Below are 18,721 nucleotides of genomic sequence, written 5' to 3' on the forward strand. Positions count from 1 at the left end.
GGGACCCCGAAGCGCAGCGTAGGGGCCGTATGATGGGAGCGAGCGGCTTTGCCTACTTTGGCCAAGACCAAAGTAGGCCGCCGTAAGGGCGGAAAGGTGACTACGCGTCGATAAAGCTAATGAATGCGCATACTTTATAAAAACAAATCAATCACCAAACAAACAATTCAAAATTCAAAATTCTCAGCCCAAGTCAAAACCACATCAACGATCAAGAACTCTCCCGCTGCATCAACTCAAACCCCAGATCCTGCTGCTCAGCCACAACCCGCTTACCATCAAGCATCGCCAGCAACGCCTGCGCCGCCCCCCGCCCAACCGCCGCCCGCGGCGTACGAATCGACGTCAATGGCGGCACCATATGCGCCGAAGCCGGCAGATCGTTGAACCCGATCATCGCCACCCGCCCAGGCACCGCAACCCCCTCACGCAACGCCTGCAGCACCGCCCCCTGCGCCAGGTCATCGTTACAGAAGAAAATCCCATCCACATCCGGCGCCTGCGCCAGCAAACGGCTGAACAACTCACCGCCCAAACCAATCGACGAAGGTTGCGGGTCGAGCATCTCCAACTCCGGCGCCTGCAACCCAGCCTCAGCCAAGGCCTGACGGAAGCCCTCGGCACGCTGCATCACCCTCGGGTCCAGTTGCGCCGCGATGAACCCCAGCCGCCGCCGCCCACGCGCAATCAGATGCTGTGCCGCCGCACGCCCGGCCTGGTGCTGGGAGAACCCCACCGACAAGGCCCCCGCATCACCGCCCAGCTCCATCATGTGCACGCAGGGCACATGGCTGGCCGCAAGCAACTGCCGCGACCCCTCACTGCGCTCGAAACCAGTGAGCAACATGCCGCAAGGTTGATAGGCGAGATAGTTGCGAATCAGGTTCTCTTCCTCGGCAATATCGTAGTGATAGTTGCCGATCAGCACTTCCAGGCCACGCGGGCGCATCACCTCGTGAATGGCTTCGAGGGTGTCGATGAACAGCTGGTTCGACAATGACGGAATCAGCACCACCACCGATTGGCTGCGCGCCGAGGCCAAGGCCCGCGCCGCCGGGTTGGCGACGTAGCCCAGGCTGCCTGCTGCCGCCACGACCTTGGCCACCAATTCCGGGGCGACAGTGCTCACCCCGCGCAAGGCGCGAGAAGCGGTAATAGGGGATACCCCGGAAAGCCTGGCGACTTCCGCCAGAGTGGGACGACCTGTGGTACGCGAGCCGATGCGAGACATGAATGTTGTAATTTTACTACTTGCAGGAATGGGGAACGGTCACTAAGGTAGCGCTGTCTCTGGATGCAGGCAATGCAATCTTGGTAGCAGCCATGCATGCAGCGTCCATACTGCCTAAGACAAAATCAATAACACCCGGGAGGGTGGCGCTTGCACTCTCGTTTCGCCCTGGTCGAGACAGCGCTATCTCACCCAGCAGGAGGTACCGATGAACTTTCCCCTGTCCGCGATAGTGGTGATGGGTGTGGCTGGATGCGGCAAAAGCAGCATCGGCGCCGCCATCGCTGCACGCAGCGGCGGTCGCCTGGTCGAAGGCGATGCTTTCCACCCCGCCAGCAACATTGCCAAGATGAGCGCCGGCATCCCCCTGGACGATGACGACCGCGCCGGCTGGCTGGTGCGCCTCGGCGAAGAGCTGCAGGCCATCATCAAAGCCGGCGAGCGCCCGATCCTCACCTGCTCGGCACTCAAGCGCCGCTACCGCGAAACCTTGCGCCAGGCCGTACCCGAACTGGGTTTCGTATTCCTCGAACTGACCCCGCAGGAAGCCGAAAAGCGCGTACTCGCCCGCCCCGGCCACTTCATGCCGGCCAGCCTGATCGACAGCCAGTTCGCCGCCCTGGAATCACCACTGGGCGAGCCACTCACCCTGGCGCTGGATGCCACCCGCCCGATCGAAATCCTCGCCGAGACCGTGCATGACTGGCTAAAGCCCTGCGGTGAGCGGCCCCTGGCGCGGACTGCCTGACCCGGCGGTTTTCCGGCTCACCAAAGATAGCGCTATCTCGCCACCTGAACGTGGCGAACGCTCAAAACCAAGCTACGCCAAAACAACAACGACAAGACCGAGGCATACGAACCATGTTCGGACTGGCTACTGATACCTTCCTGTTGCTCGACGCGATGGTCACCATCATCGGGCTCATCCTGCTGATCACCCATTTCAAGGTCCACCCCTTCGTTGCCCTCACCCTGGCCGCAGGCTTTCTTGGCCTGACCTCCGGCATGCCGGTGGCCAAGGTGATGAAGTCGTTCCAGGACGGCTTTGGCGGCGTGTTGGGCTTTGTCGGCATCGTCCTTGCGCTGGGCACCATGCTCGGCAAGCTGATGGCCGACTCCGGCGGTGCCGACCAGATCGCCCAGACGCTGATCCGCGCGTTCGGTAAGCAGAAAGTGCACTGGGCAATGATGTTCGCCGCCTTCCTGGTGGGCATCCCGCTGTTCTTCGAAATCGGCTTCGTGCTGCTGATTCCCTTGGTGTTCATCGTCGCCCGCCGCTCCGGGGTGTCGCTGGTGAAGATCGGCATCCCACTGCTGGCCGGGCTGTCGGTGGTGCACGGCCTGGTGCCGCCGCACCCGGGGCCATTGCTGGCGATCGGCATCTTCCATGCAGACATCGGCAAGACCATCTTTTACGGCCTGCTGGTGGCCCTGCCCACCGCCGTCATCGCCGGCCCGTTGTTCGGTAACTTCATCTCGCGCTACATCCCCGGCAACCCCTCCCAGGAGCTGATGGACCAGATCGCCCGTGAATCCGACCAGAAGAACCTGCCCAGCTTCAGCGTGACCTTGATCACCGTGCTGCTGCCGGTGGTGCTGATGCTGCTCAAGACCTTCGCCGACGTGGTACTACCGGCCGAGCACATCGTGCGCCAGTGGATGGACCTGATCGGCCACCCGATCACCGCCCTGCTCGCCGCCCTGCTGCTGGCCTTCTATACCTTCGGCTCGGCGCGCGGTTTCAGCCGCCAGCAGATCATGAAGATGCTCGACCAGAGCCTGGCCCCCACTGCCGCGATCGTGCTGATCGTCGGCGCCGGCGGCGGCTTCAAACAGATGCTGGTGGATACCGGCGTGGGCAACGTGATCGGGCAAATGGCCGTGCAGGCCGAGATTTCGCCGATCATGCTGGCCTGGCTGGTGGCCGCGGTGATCCGCATTGCCACAGGTTCAGCGACAGTCGCCACCATCACCGGCGCCGGCATCGTCGCACCGGTGATCGACCTGGTGCCGGGCGTCAACCGCGAACTGCTGGTGCTGGCCACCGGCGCGGGCTCGCTGATCCTGTCCCACGTCAACGACGCCGGTTTCTGGCTGGTCAAACAGTACTTCAACATGACCGTGGCCGAGACCTTCAAGACCTGGAGCATGATGGAGACCATCCTGTCGGTGGTCGGCATCATCTTCATCATGTTGCTGGCCCAGGTGGTGTGACCGTTGATCAGGGCCATGGCAACTTGCTGACGAGGGCGTGGCCCAAGTGAGACAGCGGCCCCGCGCAAGCGGGGCCGATCTCTTTCTGTCGCGAGGAGCTTGCCCGATGAACCGATCCTTCCTGTTCGCCGCCCTGCTTGCATCGCCCCTGGCGTTCGCCGCCGGCACCGGCGCCACCTACCCCGACGATCCGCACAACCCGGCACCACAGCCGGGCGTGGACAGCACCCTCAACCCGATCGAGAAGCCCATGCCTCGGGACACCGATCCGCGGATCAAGGGCTATGACCCTGACAGCCCTGCGGCCCGGCAGAATGTTGATCAGGATCTGCCGGGGCTGGGGGAAAGTGGCTCAGAGGGCATGGGGCGCCAAGGTGAAGGCGCCAGCGGCAAGCCCTGAGGCAATAGCCTGCCCCGCGGCTTGCTTGGCATGGCCCTGAGCCAACCGGTAAGGCCCAAATCGCGGGGCAAGCCCGCTCCCACTAACTCTGTCAGGGCCCATACGGCGCCTCACCACTGCCGCTTGTCTGGCCGGGTCAACCCCAGTTTTTCGATCTTGTAGCGCAGCATGTCCCGCGACAGCCCCAGCAGGCGTGCCGACTTGGTGACATTCCAGTCGGTGCGGTCGAGGGTGCGGCACACCATGTCGCGCTCCATGTCCGGCAGGCTGCCAGCGGCTTCCGGTTCATGCCGAGGCACTTCGAAGATGGCCGCCGGCGCCGGTTGGGCTACGGGTTCGTCAACCAGGGTCAGGCACAGATTCAACTGATGCGCACCGATCACCTCGCTGGGTGCCAGCAATACGGTCTGCTCAAGCATGTTGCGCAGTTCGCGGACATTGCCCGGCCAGCTGTAGCCGAGCATCATCGCCTCGGCCTCGGCGGAAAAACGCAGCCCAGGCTTGCCGTAGCGTCGCCCGTGATGGGCGAGGAAGTGCCGCGCCAGGCGCAGGATGTCCTGGCCACGGGCATACAGCCGGGGCACCTTGAGGGCGATGATGCGCAGGCGGAAGAACAGGTCGCGACGGAACTTGCCCTGCTGCACCATCTGCTCGAGGTTGCAGTTGGTGGCGCTGATCACCCGCAAATCGACCTTGCGCTCCTTCACCGCGCCAATGCGGCGAATGCTGCGATCTTCGAGCAGCTTGAGCAGCTTGGCCTGCAGCACCAGATCCATCTCGCCGATCTCGTCGAGGAACAGGGTGCCGCCATCGGCCGCCTCGACCAGGCCCACACGGCGCTCCTTGGCATCGGTGAAGGCGCCCTTCTCATGGCCAAACAGTTCGGCTTCCAACAAGTTGGCCGGGATCGACGCGCAGTTGAACTCGATAAAGGGCCCCTTGGCGCGGCTGCCGTCGAAATGCAGGGCACGCGCCACCAGCTCTTTGCCGGTGCCGGTTTCGCCTTCAACCAGCACAGGCGGCAGGTCGTCGCTGGCCATGCGCCGTTCGGCATCGAGCACCTGGCGCAGGGTGTGCTTGAGCTCGAGCATGACGGGTGACTCGCCGATCAGCGCCTGCAAACCGGACTTCTGCGCCTCGCGCTCCTGGTAGAACGACAGCGTACGTTCCATGCGCTCGGTGGCCAGGGCCTTGTCCAGCATCAGCTTGAGCTCGGCCAGCACCACCGGCTTGGTGAGGTAGTGGAAGGCGCCTTCCTTCATGGCCAGCACGGCGTCCTCGACGTTGCCGTAGCCGGTCATCATGATCACTTTGAGCTCCGGGGCCTGGGCCACCAGGGTGCGCAACAGGTCATGACCACTCATGCCGGGCAGCGAGTTGTCGGTGAGGACCGCGTCAGGCTGGGCCCGCTTGATCTGCTCCAGGGCCAGCTCGGCGCTGTGGCATACCGTCACCTCGAAGCCTTTGAGTTTCAGGTAGGTGCAAATGTTGTCGGCGAGGATTTCGTCATCCTCTACCACCAGGATGCTGTGATCCATGGTCCCCTCCCGCTGCAAGATTGAAAGTAAGGCTGACGCGGGTTCCTTCCTCTTCGCGGCTGCTCAGTTCGACCGAACCGCCAAAGCGCTCCATGATGCGTTTGACCAACGCAAGGCCGACACCCAGGCCGCCCTGCTTGGTGGTGAAAAAGGGTTTGAACACCATGCGTTTCTGCTGCTCGGTCATGCCTTTGCCGGTGTCGCTGAGCAGCAGCTGGGCCTGCTGCCCATCCAGCGTCAGCACCTCGGCACGCAACTCGCCGCCCTGGGGCATCGCTTCCAGCGCGTTGGCGAACAGGCTGTTGAGGATCTGCGTCAGCTGCAACGGCTGGCTGGCCACCCACTGCTCGGCGGGCCCGCTGAAGCTGAAGCGCACAGCGTTACGCTGGATCTGTGGGGTGAACATCTGCCGCGCATCCTCGATGGCGGCGACCAGGTCGACGGCCTCGGGCTCGTCACTGACCGGGCGCAGCGACACCAGCAGGTCGCGTACCCAACGTGACATGCGGTCGACCTGGGTAACGATGTCACCGATATTCTTCTGCGCCGCCGGGTTGGCGATCTCCTGGGCCAGCTCGGCGCTCGAGCGTATGTTGGCCAGCGGATTGCGCAGGCTGTGGGCCAACGCCGAGGACATCTCGCCAAGGGCGGCATAGGTTTCGCTCGCCACCAGGCGATCCTGCTGGTGGTGCAGCATGCCCGCAGCCCGGCGCACGATCCAGAACAGCCCGAAGTAGATCAGCCCACCACCTGCCAGGGTCGAGCCCCAGATCAGCACATAGCCACGCTGGATGCGTCGCACCAGGTCCTGAGGCTCCTTGTAGATCTCGACCATGGCCAGCACTTGCTCGCCCTGGCTGTCGAACAAGGGAATGTAGTTCTCGATGAACAGGTGGCGCGGCTCATGCTCGAACTTCTGCTCCTCGCGATCCTCGTCTGCCTTGTGGTAACTGGCCGAGACCGATTTGCGCGAGCGGAAGGCATGCTCGAGGTCGTCATCTTCATCGATGCGCTTGCCGATCAGTTGCACATTGGTCGACCAGATCACCGTACGGTCACGGGCATAGACGTTGGCCAACAGCGTGTCGGGCAGGTGCTCGACATGGTCGAGGAACTCCACCCGGGTCGACTCGGCGAGTTGCGGGGTGAACTGCAGGTGCTGCTGGTCGAGCCGAGGGTCGAGCAGCTCGCCCATGGTGACGCCCGGCGGCAATTGCGAATGGCGTACCTCGGCCTGGGCCATGGCCTGGATGAACTGGGCGGTGAGCATGGCATCGCGCTCGACGCTGTCACGCACTACAAAGCGTGTCGACGCATAGCCAAGGCCAATGGCCACTGAAGCGATGATCAGCAGGCTGACCAGTGAAAACCAGCGCAGCAGGTTGAAGTCGCGTAGCGGCGCAGCCTGCCCGGTCGAGGGCGCAGCGGATTTGTCGGGGGCTTCGTCCTGCAGTGTCTGCATCGCCTGATTCCCGCCTGGATACTGCCGAGGATGGCCTGCGCTACGCGCAGTAGCACATTGATGGCTCCCGACCATGATGCCGGCCTTGGCCGAAGGTTAGATGATGGAAAGCAAGATTTTGGCCAGCACTTGTCTCATTTAAATATTCATTGATAATCAGGTAGTTAGCGAATATTTATAAAGTAAGTTAGAGAAATGTTCCCCACATTTGGGTAATCTTCACCCATCATTTGCAACCCTAATGAAACCATGTGCTTGCGCAATGCCACCGGTATCCATGTCATGACTGGGCCAGGCGGAAATTGAGCGACACCCGGGTACCGACGCCTTCATAACTGCTCAACCTCACCGAGCCGCCAAAGCGCTCCATGATCCGCTTGACCAGCATCAACCCCACCCCCAGGCCTCCCTGTTTGGTGGAGAAGAACGGCCGGAAGGCCAGGCGCTGTTGCTGCTCGCTCATCCCCCGGCCGGTGTCCGAAAGGCGCAGCGTCAGGCTGCATCGATCGTGGCGCACCAGCTCCACCCGCAGCTCGCCGCCCTGCTCCATCGACTCCAGGGCATTGGCGATCAAACTGTTGAAAATCTGCCCGAGCAACACCGGCTGCCCAAGCACCTGCACCGCTGGCAATTCGGCCAGGCGCACCTGCACGCAGTTGCGCCGCAGCGCCGTGTCGTAGGCTTGCAGGCTGGTCTGCAGGGCCTGGCCCAGGTCCACCGGCACCGCCTCTTCACTCAACGGGCGCAGCGACTGCAACAGCTCACGCACCCAGTGCGACATTCGGTCGACCTGGTTGATGATGTCGTTCACATGCTTTTGCGCCGGGCCCTCATCGAAGGCCTGGGCCAGCTCGGCGCTGGAGCGGATGCTGGCCAGCGGATTGCGCAGGCTGTGGGCGACCGCCGAAGACACCTCGCCCAGGGCAACGAAGGTCTCGTTGCCGATCAGCCGCTTCTGCTGCACGGCCAGCAAGCGCGCCGCCCGGCGCATGATGCCGTACAGCCCGGCATAGACCAGCCCGGCGCCCACCACCACGGCCAGCCAGATCAACAGCAGGCCATGCTCGATGCGCACGATCAGGTCGTGGGGCTCCTTGTAGATCTCCACCATGGCGGTGACTTGATCGTTATCGGCATCGAACAGCGGAATGTAGTTCTCGATGAACAGCTGTTCAGGCGGGGTGACGAACTTCTGTTCACTGCGCGCTTTATCGAAGTCGTGGTAACTCGCCGACACCCGCATCTTGTACTCGAAGGCCCGGTCGAGGTCGTCGTCGCCCTCGATCAGCTTGCCCACCAGCGCCGGGTTGCTCGACCAGATCACCGTGCGGTCGGGGGCATAGATGTTGGCCAGGAGCATGTCCGGCAGGTGGGCGATATGGTCGAGAAACTCGCCTCGGGCCCTGCGCCGGGCCTCGGGGTCGACATCAGGCATGCCGTGATCGGTACGCGGGTCGAGCAGCTCGCCCATGGTGCGCACATTGGGGATCGACACATGGCGCACCTCTGCGTCCGCTATCGAGGTGATGAACTGGGCGGTCAGCAACGCATCGCGCTGGACGCTCTCGTCGATGATGTAGCGGCTGGAGATCAACCCCAGCCCCACGGCCACCGAAACGATGAACGCCAGGCTGACCCAGGCATACCAGCGCAGCAGGTTGAATGGCCGGCGCGCCGTGCTGGCCTCGGCGGCAGGCATGAGTATGTCGGGACGGGGGGCGAGGTCCATGGCGGGCTCCGCGGCTGGGCACCTGTTTGAAGGTTATAGCCCAGTGTTGGGGAAACCATGATGGTTTTACGCCACTGCCCGGTACTTTCGCGACCAAGGGACCCGCCAGCCCACCTGGCTACAGCGGCGAGTCTTCGGCCAAACCCCGCAACAGGCGGTAATCACGCAGCACGTTGGGCACATAACGCCGCGTCTCGGCAAACGGCGGCACCACCTTGCCGCGGCTGAGCACCGCTTCGGGCCCGGCGTTGTAGGCGGCGACGGCCAGGGTGATGTCGTTGTCGAACAGGGTCAGCATGCGCTTGAGATAGCGTGCCCCGCCCTGCACATTGGATTTCGGGTCGAGCACGTCCTTGACCCCCATTTCCTTGGCCGTATCCGGCATCAACTGCATCAGCCCCGCCGCGCCCTTGGGCGAACGCGCCTTGGGGTTGTAGCCCGACTCGGCCTTGATCAGCGCATGCAGCAGTGCCTGGGGTACATCATTGGCCAGGGCGGCGGCGGCCACCAGATCGGCGTAGGGCCGGCCGGTGACCAGTTGGGCGTTGGCCGGCCCGCCGTCCGCCGTCGACTCACTGATCACCCGCTCGTACTGCCGGCCTGGCCGGTGCACGTTGGACAGGATGAAGCCGCCCTTGCCGTCGCTGGCGATGTACACGTCGGCTATCGCCTCCGGCATCACCACTGCCGACATCAATCCTGCTGCCAGGCCAAGAAAACTCAGTCCACGCATGTCGTTCGCCTCCCACCGTGGCCCCCGAAGTGGGGGAAATGCCCCGGAAAACCCGGATGTACGGAGCACGACGCAAGCAGCGTGCCGCTTGCCATCCCGCATGGCGCAAGGCCCCGGCGCAGACGTGCACGGCTGTTGCATGGCAGCTGTGCACACGCAACGGAGGGTTTCCCCATGCAGCGCAGAATCCATGCCCAACAGGGCTTCACCCTGCTCGAACTGCTGGTGGTGCTGGTGGTACTCGGCCTGCTGGCCGGTATCGTCGCGCCCAAGTACTTCAGCCAGCTCGGCCGTTCCGAGGCCAAGGTGGCGCGAGCGCAGATCGAGGGCCTGGGCAAGGCCCTGGACCTGTACCGCCTGGAAGTCGGCCATTACCCCAGCAGCGAACAGGGCCTGCAGGCGCTGACCGTAGCCCCCAGCGGCGAGGCGCGCTGGTCCGGGCCCTACCTGCAGAAAGCCGTGCCCCAGGACCCCTGGGGCCGCCCCTACATCTACCGGCAACCCGGCGAGAACGGCGGCGAGTACGACCTGCTGTCGATGGGCAAGGACGGCCAGCCCGGCGGCGATGGCGAGAACGCCGAGATCACCAGCTGGCAATAAGGAGCCCGGCCATGCGCTATCAGCTCAAGGCCCTGGGCAGCCAGGGCGTGGTGCAACTGCAAGTGGAGGCCGAAGACCTCGAACAGGCGCGGCGCCAGGCCGAGGACCAGGGCCTGCGGGTACTCAGCGCGCGCAGCATGGGCCTTGGCCTGCGCGCCCTGCCCTGGCGTCGCGCGCCGGCGTTCGACCTGGTGCTGTTCAGCCAGGAGCTGACCACCCTGCTCAATGCTGGCCTGCCGCTGATCGACGCGCTGGAAAGCCTGGCCGAGAAATCGCCAGCAGGCGGCGCACGCAAGACCCTGGAACAGCTGGTGCGTCAGCTCTATGAAGGGCGCTCGTTGTCCCAGGCCCTGGCCCAGCAGCCACGGGTATTCCCCACGCTGTATGTGGCGCTGGTGCAGTCCAGTGAGCGCACCGGGGCGCTGGGCGATGCGCTGACGCGCTATATCGGCTACCGCCAGCGCCTGGACCTGGTGCGCCAGAAGCTGGTGGGCGCCTCGGTCTACCCGTTGCTGCTGTTGTTGGTGGGCGGTGGCGTGGTGCTGTTCCTGCTCGGCTATGTGGTGCCGCGTTTCAGCCTGGTGTTCGAGGGCATGGGCACCGAGTTGCCATGGCTGTCACGGGTGCTGATGCAGATCGGCCTGTTCCTGCACGCCCAGCAACTGCCCCTGGGGCTCGGCACCCTGGGCGCCATCACGCTGCTGGTCACCCTGCGCCGCCACCCGGCCGTGCGCCGCTGGGCCAGCCGCCAGCTGCGCCGCGTCCCGGCCCTGCACCAGCGCCTGGTGATGTACGAGCTGGCGCGTTTCTACCGCTCGCTGGGGATTCTGCTGCAGGGTGGTATCCCCATCCTCACCGCCCTGGGCATGGCCCGGGGGCTGCTGGGCAGCGCCGCCGCCGAGGGCCTGGAACAGGCCAGCCGTCGCGTGGCCGAAGGCTTGCCGCTGTCCGATGCACTGGAAGCCGGGCAACTGGTGACACCGGTGTCGCTGCGCCTGCTGCGGGCCGGCGAGCAGTCGGGCAACCTCGGCGAGATGCTGGAGCGCTGCGCCGACTTCCACGACCAGGAGATCGGGCGCTGGGTCGAGTGGTTCGTCAAGCTGTTCGAGCCGCTGCTGATGACCTTCATCGGCTTGTTGATCGGCTTGATCGTGATCCTGATGTACATGCCGATCTTCGAACTGGCTTCGAGCATTCACTGAGCGCGATAGCAAATGGCCGCACGCCTGGCTTGGCATTCGCGGTTTATCCCGAGAGCCCCGCCACGTGCCGCTTAGCCTGCCGCCCCTGATGCTGGTCGCCGTGGCGCAACGGATCTGCGCCGGGTTTGCCGGGCTGCCGATGCTGGAGCCCGGGCGGCTGGGGGTGAGCATCGGCAGCGTCAGCCGGCGGGCATCGGAATGCGATCTGTCACGGCTGCTGTCGATGGCCGACCATGCGCTGTATGCGACCAAGCAGCAGGGGCGCAGCCGGGTGTTGCAATACGCCGGGGCTTGAGCTTCCCCTGCGCAAGATGAGCCTGTGCAGGCGACAGTCTTGGCTTGCCTCCACTGGCCTCATCGCCGGCCGCCGGCTGTCATCGGTCCTGCACGACAGCTGTCGGAGCGGCCTGGGGTCGCGAACGGGCCGCAACGCGGCCCCGACGATTTTTGTTGCGTAGCTGAAAACTGGGGCCGCTTCGCAGCCCTTTCGCGACACAAGGCCGCTCCTACAGTAAGACAGTTGCTCCCACAGGCAGGTACTGCTTAATAGTCGAAGCGCTCCACCGCCCGTCGCCGCTCGTTGTCATCGCGCCGGTCATAAATCGCCGTGGTCTGGATATTGGCGTGGTGCGCCAGCTTCTGGGCGATCGACAGGTCATGTTCCTCGATCACCCGGGTGATGAACGCCCGCCGAAAGTCGTGGGGCATGATCTTCGCCCCCACCTGCGCCCCGCGCTGGCGGGCGATGTAGTAGATGGCGTGCTTGGTGATGCGCGCGCGGGTGATGTGGCTGCCGCGACGGATGCGGTTGAACAGGAAACTGTCGTCACGCTCGCCGGCCGGCAGGTGCTGGCGGCGCAGCTCGAGCCAGGCCGAGAGTTTGTCGAAGGCCCAGGCCGGGGCGTACTTGAGCAACTGGCGGTTGCCCTTGCCCAGCACCTGCACGCAGCGCTCCTGGAAGTCCACCTGGGCCAGGTCGATGTCCACCGACTCCGACTTGCGCATCCCGGTGCCATACAGCAACGCGAGGATCGCCGCATCGCGCACGCCCTGGGGCCGCGGGTCGGCGGCGCAGACCTCCATCAGCTCACGGATAAGGCTACGCCGCAGGTTGCGCCCCGGGGGCAGGCGGCTGCCGCTGGCTGGCTTGATCTCGCGGATCTTCAGCAGTTGTTCATGCTCGATCAGCCCCAGCCGCCAGGCCTCGTTCATCACCCCGCGCACGGCATTGACGTACAGCGAAGAGGTGTTAGGGGCATAGCCGTCGGCACGCAGGGCGGCAACCAGGGCGATCACATGGCCGGGCTCGAGGTGGTGCCACGGCACATCGGCGATGTCGGCATCGACAAAACCCAGGCGGTCAGCAGCGTCCTGGAGGATATAGCGCATGGTCAGCTGACTGGACGGGGCCAGACGGGCCAGGTACTGCAGCAGCGGGTTGCGCGCGAGGTCAATCACAACGGGGATCCTGTAGCGAAGCCTTGCTCGTGGTGAAGCAAAGCGTAAAGCGAGTCGTAATGACGCACAAAGATGTCAAAACGACCACAAAATAATCTGGTCAATATGACTCAGCGATGTGCCATCACCTTGATATTCAAGGGCTTGAGCGCTGGCACGGATCGTGATGTTACCCCATTCAACCTCTGTGATCGAACCAAGGGTCCTGCCATGCTTGTCCAGCCGATTGCCGCCCGTCCGCGCCAGGCCCTCTGGGCCCTGGCTTTTCGACCGTTCTTCCTCGGCGGCAGCCTGTTCGCGCTGCTCGCCCTGTTGCTATGGGCCGGCGTGCTCAGCGGCGCGCTGCACACCACAGCCCCTGGCGGCATGCTCGCCTGGCACCGGCACGAGATGCTGTTCGGCTTTGCCGTGGCGGTCGTCGCCGGCTTCCTGCTCACGGCAGTGCAGAACTGGAGCGGCCTGCCCGGCCTCAGCGGGCGCTGGCTGCAGGGGCTGTTCCTGCTCTGGCTGCTGGGGCGCGCCAGTTGGTTCCTGGCGCTGCCGCCAGCACTGCTGGTGGCCGTGCATGGCGCATTCCTGCCGCTGGTGGCGCTGGCCCTGGCGCGGCCGATCATCCAGCGGCGTTTGCGCAACAACTATCCGATCGTGGCGCTGGTGCTGCTGCTCGCCAGCTGCCAGTGGCTCACCCTGCTCGGCTGGCTGAACCAGGACGAGGCGTGGCAACGGCGTGGCGTGCTCGCCGGGTTGTGGCTGGTGGCGGCGATGATGAGCGTGATCGGCGGGCGGGTCATCCCGTTCTTCACCCGTCGCGGCTTGGGCAACATGAGTCCTGCCCCGTCTCGGCCCCGGCTCGACCGCGCCTGCCTGCTGGGCAGCGTGGCCCTGCCAATCAGTTATGTGCTTGGCCTCAACGACACCCCACAACCCGCCATGGCGGTGCTGTTCGCTGCCCTCGCCGTGCTGCACGCGGTGCGCCTGGTGCTGTGGCACGACCGTGGCCTGTGGCGGCTGCCGCTGTTGTGGTCGCTGCACCTGGCCTATGCCTGGCTGATCCCGGCCTGCCTGGGCCTGGCCCTGTGGCATGCGGGCGTTGCGCTCAACCCCAGCCTGCCAGCCCACGCGCTGACGGTAGGGGCGATGACCGGGCTGATCGTGGCGATGATGGCGCGGGTCAGCCTGGGGCATACCGGGCGGCCTTTGCAGGTGCCGCGCAGCATCGGCTGGGCGTTTGCCCTGATCCAGCTGGCAGCGGTTGCACGGGTGCTGGTGACGCCCTTCTCGTCACTGGGGCTGGGGCTTTCGGTGGTGTTCGGCTGCGCGGCGTTGCTGCTGTTCGTTTGGCACTACCTGCCGATTCTGATGCGGCCCCGTGTAGATGGGATGCCGGGTTAGTCCTGCTACTGGTTAGCCAAGCCGAATTGGGGTTGCTTCGCTGGCAGTTCAGGTACTTGCGATCCACTGTAGGAGCGGCCTTGTGTCGCGAAAGGGCTGCAGAGCAGCCCCGGCGATTTCTGCTTTCACGCTGAAATCCTGGGGCCGCGTTGCGGCCCTTTCCCGACACAAGGCCGCTCCTACAAAGACAGTTGCTCCCACAGGTACAGCGGCCTTGTGGGAGCGCCGAAGCGCCGCGAAGGAAGGCAGACTGGGCTACAGTTGAACGGCATCCTTCTTCAACAACGAGACCGCATGGCCCTCCACCACCTGACCCGCACCCACCCCCGTCTCACCCTCGCCACCTTGGCCGGCCTTGCCAGCGCTTGGCTGATCCCGGCCGACGACACCGTGCAGCACATCCTCGCCGGCTGGAACCTCGGGGTCTGGCTGTACCTGTTGATGGTCCTCTGGCTCAGCCTGCGGGCCACGCCCGACAGGGTGCGCAGGGTGGCCCGCATCGAGGACGAAAACGCCGGCCTGGTGCTGATCACCGTGAGCGTCGCCGCCATCGCCAGCCTCGCCGCGGTGACCCTGCAACTGGTTTCAAGCCGGGGCCTTGCGGGCAACGCCCTGGCCCTGCACTACCTGTACACCGGCCTCACCGTCGCCGGCTCGTGGCTGATGATCGGCTGCATCTTCAGCCTGCACTACGCCCGGCTGTTCTACACCGGCAACCGCCACGAACCACCGCTGCGCTTCGCCGATGGCGAGCGCAACCCGGACTACTGGGACTTCCACTATTTCTCGTTCACCATCAGCGTCGCCGTGCAGACCTCGGACGTGGGGGTCGGCGGGCGCGCCATGCGCCGGGTGGTGCTGGCCCACTCACTGGTAGGCTTCGTGTTCAACACGGCGATCCTCGGTTTCACCATCAACATCGCCGCTGGCCTGCTCGCCTAGCAGGCGCCGCGCACAGGCGGCGATGCGTCTGCATACCTGCTCCAGCACCTCGGCTTCCAGCACCAGGCCCAGGCGTACATGCCCGGCAGCGCTCGGCCCGAAGGCATCCCCCGGCAGCAGCGCCACGCCTTGCTCGTCGAGCAGGCGCTGGGCGAAGGCCTGGGCGCTGAGCCCGGTGGCGCGAATGTCCAGCATCACGAACATGCCCCCGGCCGGCCGGTGGGCCTGCACCCTAGGGCAGCCTTCGAGCACCGCGCACACCCGATCGCGCCGCTGACGGTAAACCTCGCGCATGCACGCCACTTCCGGCAGTTGCTGTTGCAGCGCCACGCAGGCGGCCTGCATCACGAACTCCGGCAGGCCGAACAGCATCGCCATCGCCAGATTGGTCAGGTGCTCGGCCAGCGCCGGCGGCCCGATCACCCAGCCAATCCGCCAGCCGCTCATGGCATGGGTCTTGGACAGGCTGTCGATCACCACGCAGCGCTCGGCCATACCCGGCAGGCCCAGCGGGCTGATCGCCTCGCCTTCATACAGCAGGCCCCGATAGACCTCGTCGCACACCAGCCAAAGGTCATGCTTGCGGCACAATTGCGCCAGACGGCGCAGGTCTGCCGGAGGGATCACCGCACCGGTGGGGTTGTGCGGGCTGTTGAGCAGCAGCCCGCGGGTGCGCGGGGTGATGGCTCGGGCCACCGCTTCGGGGTCGAGGCGAAAGCCATGCTCCGGCTGCACGGCCACCTGCACCGCCTGCGCCCCGCAGGCACCGAGCACGCCGTGATAAGTGACATACATGGGCTCGGCGACGATCACTTCGTCACCCGCCTCGAACAGGCACTGGAAGGTGGCATACAAGGCGCATTGGGCGCCAGCGGTGACCACCACCTGGTCCGGGTGCAGCGCCAGCCGGCGCTGGCGCACGATCGCCTCGCGCAGGGCCAGGCTGCCGCGCACATCGCTGTAATGGGTGTCGCCCCGGCGCAGGCTGCTCACGGCGGCTTCAACCACCGCTGCGGGGGTATCGAAATCCGGGTCGCCCACTGACAGCAGGAAAACCTCACGGCCTTGCTTGCGCAGGGCCTGGGCCTGGTAGTGGATGTCCCAGGCGGCAGCCGCGTCGCCGGCAATACGTTGGGTGAGCGTGGCGTAACGCATGACTGTCTCCCTGTCTGCCCGGCAGCGCCGCTGGTCCGAAACGCGCTGTCGGTAAACATAGCAGAGCAAGCACCGGCGTCAGCCCCCGCCCCCGCGGGAAAACGTTTGCCCGGGCAGGCGGCCGCCAGCCGGTCGCCAACAGGCCACTGTGACGGCTGTCATGCATTAACACATTTGTCATGTTTTGCGCGGAAGGTTGCCGTGGCGACTGCTATGGTTAGATTCCGACGGCTAGGTAAGGCTCGTCTGACCTCTAGCGTCGACATCACCCCGTTCAGCAACGAACAAGGAGGCTGGCATGAACAAGATGACGTTCCCCAACGCCTGCCAGGTGATGCGCTGGCATTTCCATCCCCTGGGTTTCGAAGCCAGCATGGATGCGCCACGCAGCATGGTCGCCCGTCTTTTCGACCGTGCCAGCGGTGAAACCCTGCTGGCCATCGCCGGCATCCCCTGCGCGGCGATCATGGCCGCCACTGATGTCGAGCGCATCATTGAGGCGGTAGAGGCCGAGATGGAGACCTTCGACCTGCGCTTCAACCCGCTACGCGACGCGGTTTAACCTACCGTCTCCCGCCGCGCGTCCAGCCCGTTCATGAACTGCTCGGGCGGTACCGGCTGGCCGAGCAGGTAACCCTGCAGCGAGTCACAGCCCAACCGGGTCAGGAAATCCTGCTGACGGTCCGTTTCCACCCCCTCGGCGACGATCCGCAACCCCAGTGCCTGGCCCAGCGCAACGATGGCCGAGACGATCGCCGCGTCATCGCTGTCCTGCTCCAGGTCGCGGACGAAACCTCGGTCGATCTTCAGCTCGTTGGCCGGCAGGCGCTTGAGGTACATCAAGCTGGAATAGCCGGTGCCGAAATCATCGATGGACAGGTCCACGCCCATGTCCGACAGACGCTGCAGCACCATCAGGCTGGCATCGGCGTCCCGCATGGCGGTGGTTTCGGTGATCTCCAGGGTCAATCGGTTGGCCGGCAGGTCGTGATCGGCGAGGGCCTGGGCGACGCTGTCGACCAGCCCGGCATGGCAGAACTGGATCGCCGACAGGTTGACCGCGATACGCCAGTCCTCCCGCCCCTCGCCCAGCCATTGGCGCATCTGCCGGCAGGCCTCGCCCAGCACCCACTCGCCGATGGGGATGATCAGCCCGGTCTTTTCGGCAAGGCCGATGAAGCGGTCCGGCAGCATCAGGCCATGTTGCGGATGCTCCCAGCGCAGCAGCGCCTCGGCGCCGATGGGTTGGCGCGCGACGGCGTCGAACTTGGGCTGGTAATGCAGGCGGAACTGGCCATGCTCCAGCGCCGTGCGCAGGTCCTGCAGCAATTGCAGCTGCTGGCGAGCGTTACTGTTCATCGACGCGTCGAAGAAGCTGTAGCCGTTCTTGCCGGCGCTCTTGGCGTGGTACATCGCCGCGTCGGCGTTGCGCAGCAGCTCATGCTGATCCAGGCCGTTGCCTGGGTAGAGCACGATGCCCAGGCTGGCCGACAGCATCAGGTCATGCTCGGCCACCCGGAACGGCTTGGCCATCAGGTTGACCTGCTTGGCCGCGACGTTCATGGCATCGTCCGGCTCGCCAAGCTCGACCAACAGCACGAACTCGTCACCGCCGATACGCGCCAGGGTGTCCTGGCTGTGCAGGTGGCCGCGCAAGCGCGCCGCCACCGCCTTGAGCAGCAGGTCGCCGATATGGTGACCAAAGGCATCGTTGACCGGCTTGAAACCGTCCAGGTCGATGAACATCAGGGCGAAGCAGCCGCCCTGCTCCGCCACCCGGCCCATGGCCTGCTCGATGCGGTCGGCCAGCAGTGTACGGTTGGGCAGCCCGGTGAGGGTGTCATGCAGGGCCAGTTGAGTCAGTTCCTGGTTGGCCAGCGTCAGCGAACGCGCCAGCTCCGCCGTGCGCGCTTCCAGGCGCGCATCCAGCACCGAGGTAAGCAGTGCCACGGCCAGCACCGCCAGGGTGGTGATCAGCACCAGGTAATCGAGGCCATCACCCGCCAGGCCGTCGGCCAGCGCGCCGCAGAAGCTGCCCTCGGGGAAGTTCGCCGCCGCCATGCCGGTGTAGTGCATGCCGACGATGGCGATACCCATCACCACCGCCGCCACGCCACGCACCTGCCGTACATACGGGGTGTGCTGGCGCAGGCGGAAGGCGATCCACAGTGCCGCAGCCGATGCGCCTACCGCGATGGCCAGGGAGGCGCCAAACAGGGTCGGGTCATAGTCGATCCCAGGCTGCATGCGCAGCGCGGCCATGCCCATGTAGTGCATGCAGGCGATGCCGGTGCCCATGATCAGCGCACCGAAGCCCAGCTGCAGCCACGGCAGCTTCGGCTGGCTCACCAGCCACAGGGCAAAGCCCGACGACAGCACCGCGATCAGCAGGGACAGCGCCGTCAGCGTGGTGTCATAACCCAGGCTGATCGGCAGGCTGAAGGCGAGCATGCCGATGAAGTGCATCGACCAGATGCCGATGCCCATGGCCAGTGCCCCGCCCCCCATCCACAGATGCACCGCGCGCCCTTTGGCCGTGGCGATGCGCCCGGTCAGATCGAGGGCCGTATAAGAGGCAAGAATGGCCACGCACAGCGAGATCAACACCAGCGAGGAGGAGTAACTACCGATCAGCATTTGCACTTCCAGGAGCGGGGCGAGGGGG

General features: G+C 65.1%; 17 protein-coding genes. 9 read left to right on the plus strand and 8 right to left on the minus strand.

Going from position 1 to position 18,721, the window contains the following annotated elements:
- Positions 1-211: 211 nt before the first annotated feature.
- Positions 212-1,231, minus strand: a complete 1,020-nt coding sequence (locus ABE459_RS20350) for a LacI family DNA-binding transcriptional regulator (protein WP_125464217.1) — start codon at positions 1,229-1,231, stop codon at positions 212-214.
- A 208-nt stretch (positions 1,232-1,439) separates the two neighbouring features.
- On the opposite strand from ABE459_RS20350, the gene ABE459_RS20355 reads away from it, so the two are divergent.
- The 3 genes from ABE459_RS20355 (at position 1,440) to ABE459_RS20365 (ending at position 3,845) form a co-directional block, all read left to right on the plus strand.
- Positions 1,440-1,979, plus strand: coding sequence for a gluconokinase (locus ABE459_RS20355; protein ID WP_125464218.1), 540 nt, complete (start codon positions 1,440-1,442; stop codon positions 1,977-1,979).
- A 113-nt stretch (positions 1,980-2,092) separates the two neighbouring features.
- Positions 2,093-3,445 (plus strand): GntP family permease, encoded by a 1,353-nt coding sequence (locus tag ABE459_RS20360; protein WP_125464219.1) that lies wholly within the window; start codon positions 2,093-2,095, stop codon positions 3,443-3,445.
- Positions 3,446-3,551: 106 nt separating this feature from the next.
- Positions 3,552-3,845 (plus strand): hypothetical protein, encoded by a 294-nt coding sequence (locus ABE459_RS20365; protein ID WP_125858796.1) that lies wholly within the window; start codon positions 3,552-3,554, stop codon positions 3,843-3,845.
- Between the two features lie 110 nt (positions 3,846-3,955).
- On the opposite strand, the gene ABE459_RS20370 is transcribed toward ABE459_RS20365, so the two are convergent.
- The 4 genes from ABE459_RS20370 to ABE459_RS20385 form a co-directional block, all read right to left on the minus strand.
- Positions 3,956-5,383 carry a sigma-54 dependent transcriptional regulator gene (locus tag ABE459_RS20370; RefSeq protein ID WP_323833462.1) on the minus strand — a complete coding sequence of 476 codons (1,428 nt, stop codon included), beginning with the start codon at positions 5,381-5,383 and terminating at the stop codon, positions 3,956-3,958.
- Complete coding sequence (locus ABE459_RS20375; RefSeq protein WP_125858798.1) at positions 5,352-6,845, minus strand: HAMP domain-containing sensor histidine kinase; 1,494 nt, start codon at positions 6,843-6,845, stop codon at positions 5,352-5,354. The genes ABE459_RS20370 and ABE459_RS20375 overlap by 32 nt, the downstream gene beginning before the upstream one ends.
- Before the next feature lie 280 nt (positions 6,846-7,125).
- On the minus strand, positions 7,126-8,574 hold the full coding sequence (locus ABE459_RS20380; RefSeq protein ID WP_323833460.1) for a HAMP domain-containing sensor histidine kinase: 1,449 nt from the start codon (positions 8,572-8,574) through the stop codon (positions 7,126-7,128).
- Between the two features lie 118 nt (positions 8,575-8,692).
- Positions 8,693-9,307 carry a lytic transglycosylase domain-containing protein gene (locus ABE459_RS20385; RefSeq protein WP_125464224.1) on the minus strand — a complete coding sequence of 205 codons (615 nt, stop codon included), beginning with the start codon at positions 9,305-9,307 and terminating at the stop codon, positions 8,693-8,695.
- 174 nt (positions 9,308-9,481) lie between these two features.
- Here ABE459_RS20385 and gspG point away from each other — a divergent pair, with 174 nt between their 5' ends.
- From gspG to ABE459_RS20400, 3 genes are all read left to right on the plus strand, one after another.
- Entirely contained in the window at positions 9,482-9,907 is a 426-nt protein-coding gene (gene gspG / locus ABE459_RS20390) for a type II secretion system major pseudopilin GspG (RefSeq protein ID WP_110994457.1), read from the plus strand.
- A gap of 11 nt (positions 9,908-9,918) precedes the next feature.
- Positions 9,919-11,109 carry a type II secretion system F family protein gene (locus tag ABE459_RS20395; protein WP_125464225.1) on the plus strand — a complete coding sequence of 397 codons (1,191 nt, stop codon included), beginning with the start codon at positions 9,919-9,921 and terminating at the stop codon, positions 11,107-11,109.
- 64 nt (positions 11,110-11,173) lie between these two features.
- Positions 11,174-11,404: a hypothetical protein gene (locus tag ABE459_RS20400; RefSeq protein WP_258704374.1), complete on the plus strand. Its 231-nt coding sequence runs from the start codon at positions 11,174-11,176 to the stop codon at positions 11,402-11,404.
- Positions 11,405-11,652: 248 nt separating this feature from the next.
- Here the strand turns inward: ABE459_RS20400 and ABE459_RS20405 are convergent, their stop codons facing one another.
- The gene (locus ABE459_RS20405; protein WP_125464226.1) at positions 11,653-12,567 is read right to left on the minus strand and encodes a tyrosine-type recombinase/integrase; all 915 of its coding nucleotides are present in this window, start codon (positions 12,565-12,567) and stop codon (positions 11,653-11,655) included.
- A gap of 210 nt (positions 12,568-12,777) precedes the next feature.
- On the opposite strand from ABE459_RS20405, the gene ABE459_RS20410 reads away from it, so the two are divergent.
- Positions 12,778-13,959, plus strand: coding sequence for an NnrS family protein (locus ABE459_RS20410; protein WP_323833457.1), 1,182 nt, complete (start codon positions 12,778-12,780; stop codon positions 13,957-13,959).
- A 294-nt stretch (positions 13,960-14,253) separates the two neighbouring features.
- Positions 14,254-14,901, plus strand: coding sequence for a DUF1345 domain-containing protein (locus ABE459_RS20415; protein ID WP_323833455.1), 648 nt, complete (start codon positions 14,254-14,256; stop codon positions 14,899-14,901).
- Here the strand turns inward: ABE459_RS20415 and ABE459_RS20420 are convergent.
- Positions 14,827-16,056 (minus strand): aminotransferase class I/II-fold pyridoxal phosphate-dependent enzyme, encoded by a 1,230-nt coding sequence (locus tag ABE459_RS20420; protein WP_323833453.1) that lies wholly within the window; start codon positions 16,054-16,056, stop codon positions 14,827-14,829. The genes ABE459_RS20415 and ABE459_RS20420 overlap by 75 nt on opposite strands.
- 298 nt (positions 16,057-16,354) lie before the next feature.
- Between ABE459_RS20420 and ABE459_RS20425 the strand changes: the two genes are divergently transcribed.
- On the plus strand, positions 16,355-16,618 hold the full coding sequence (locus ABE459_RS20425; RefSeq protein WP_110994451.1) for a DUF1652 domain-containing protein: 264 nt from the start codon (positions 16,355-16,357) through the stop codon (positions 16,616-16,618).
- Here the strand turns inward: ABE459_RS20425 and ABE459_RS20430 are convergent.
- The gene (locus tag ABE459_RS20430; protein ID WP_125464230.1) at positions 16,615-18,693 is read right to left on the minus strand and encodes an EAL domain-containing protein; all 2,079 of its coding nucleotides are present in this window, start codon (positions 18,691-18,693) and stop codon (positions 16,615-16,617) included. The genes ABE459_RS20425 and ABE459_RS20430 overlap by 4 nt on opposite strands.
- Positions 18,694-18,721: the final 28 nt, after the last annotated feature.

It is taken from the genome of Pseudomonas sp. TWI923, from assembly GCF_039673365.1.
GTDB classification, from domain to species: Bacteria; Pseudomonadota; Gammaproteobacteria; order Pseudomonadales; family Pseudomonadaceae; genus Aquipseudomonas; species Aquipseudomonas sichuanensis.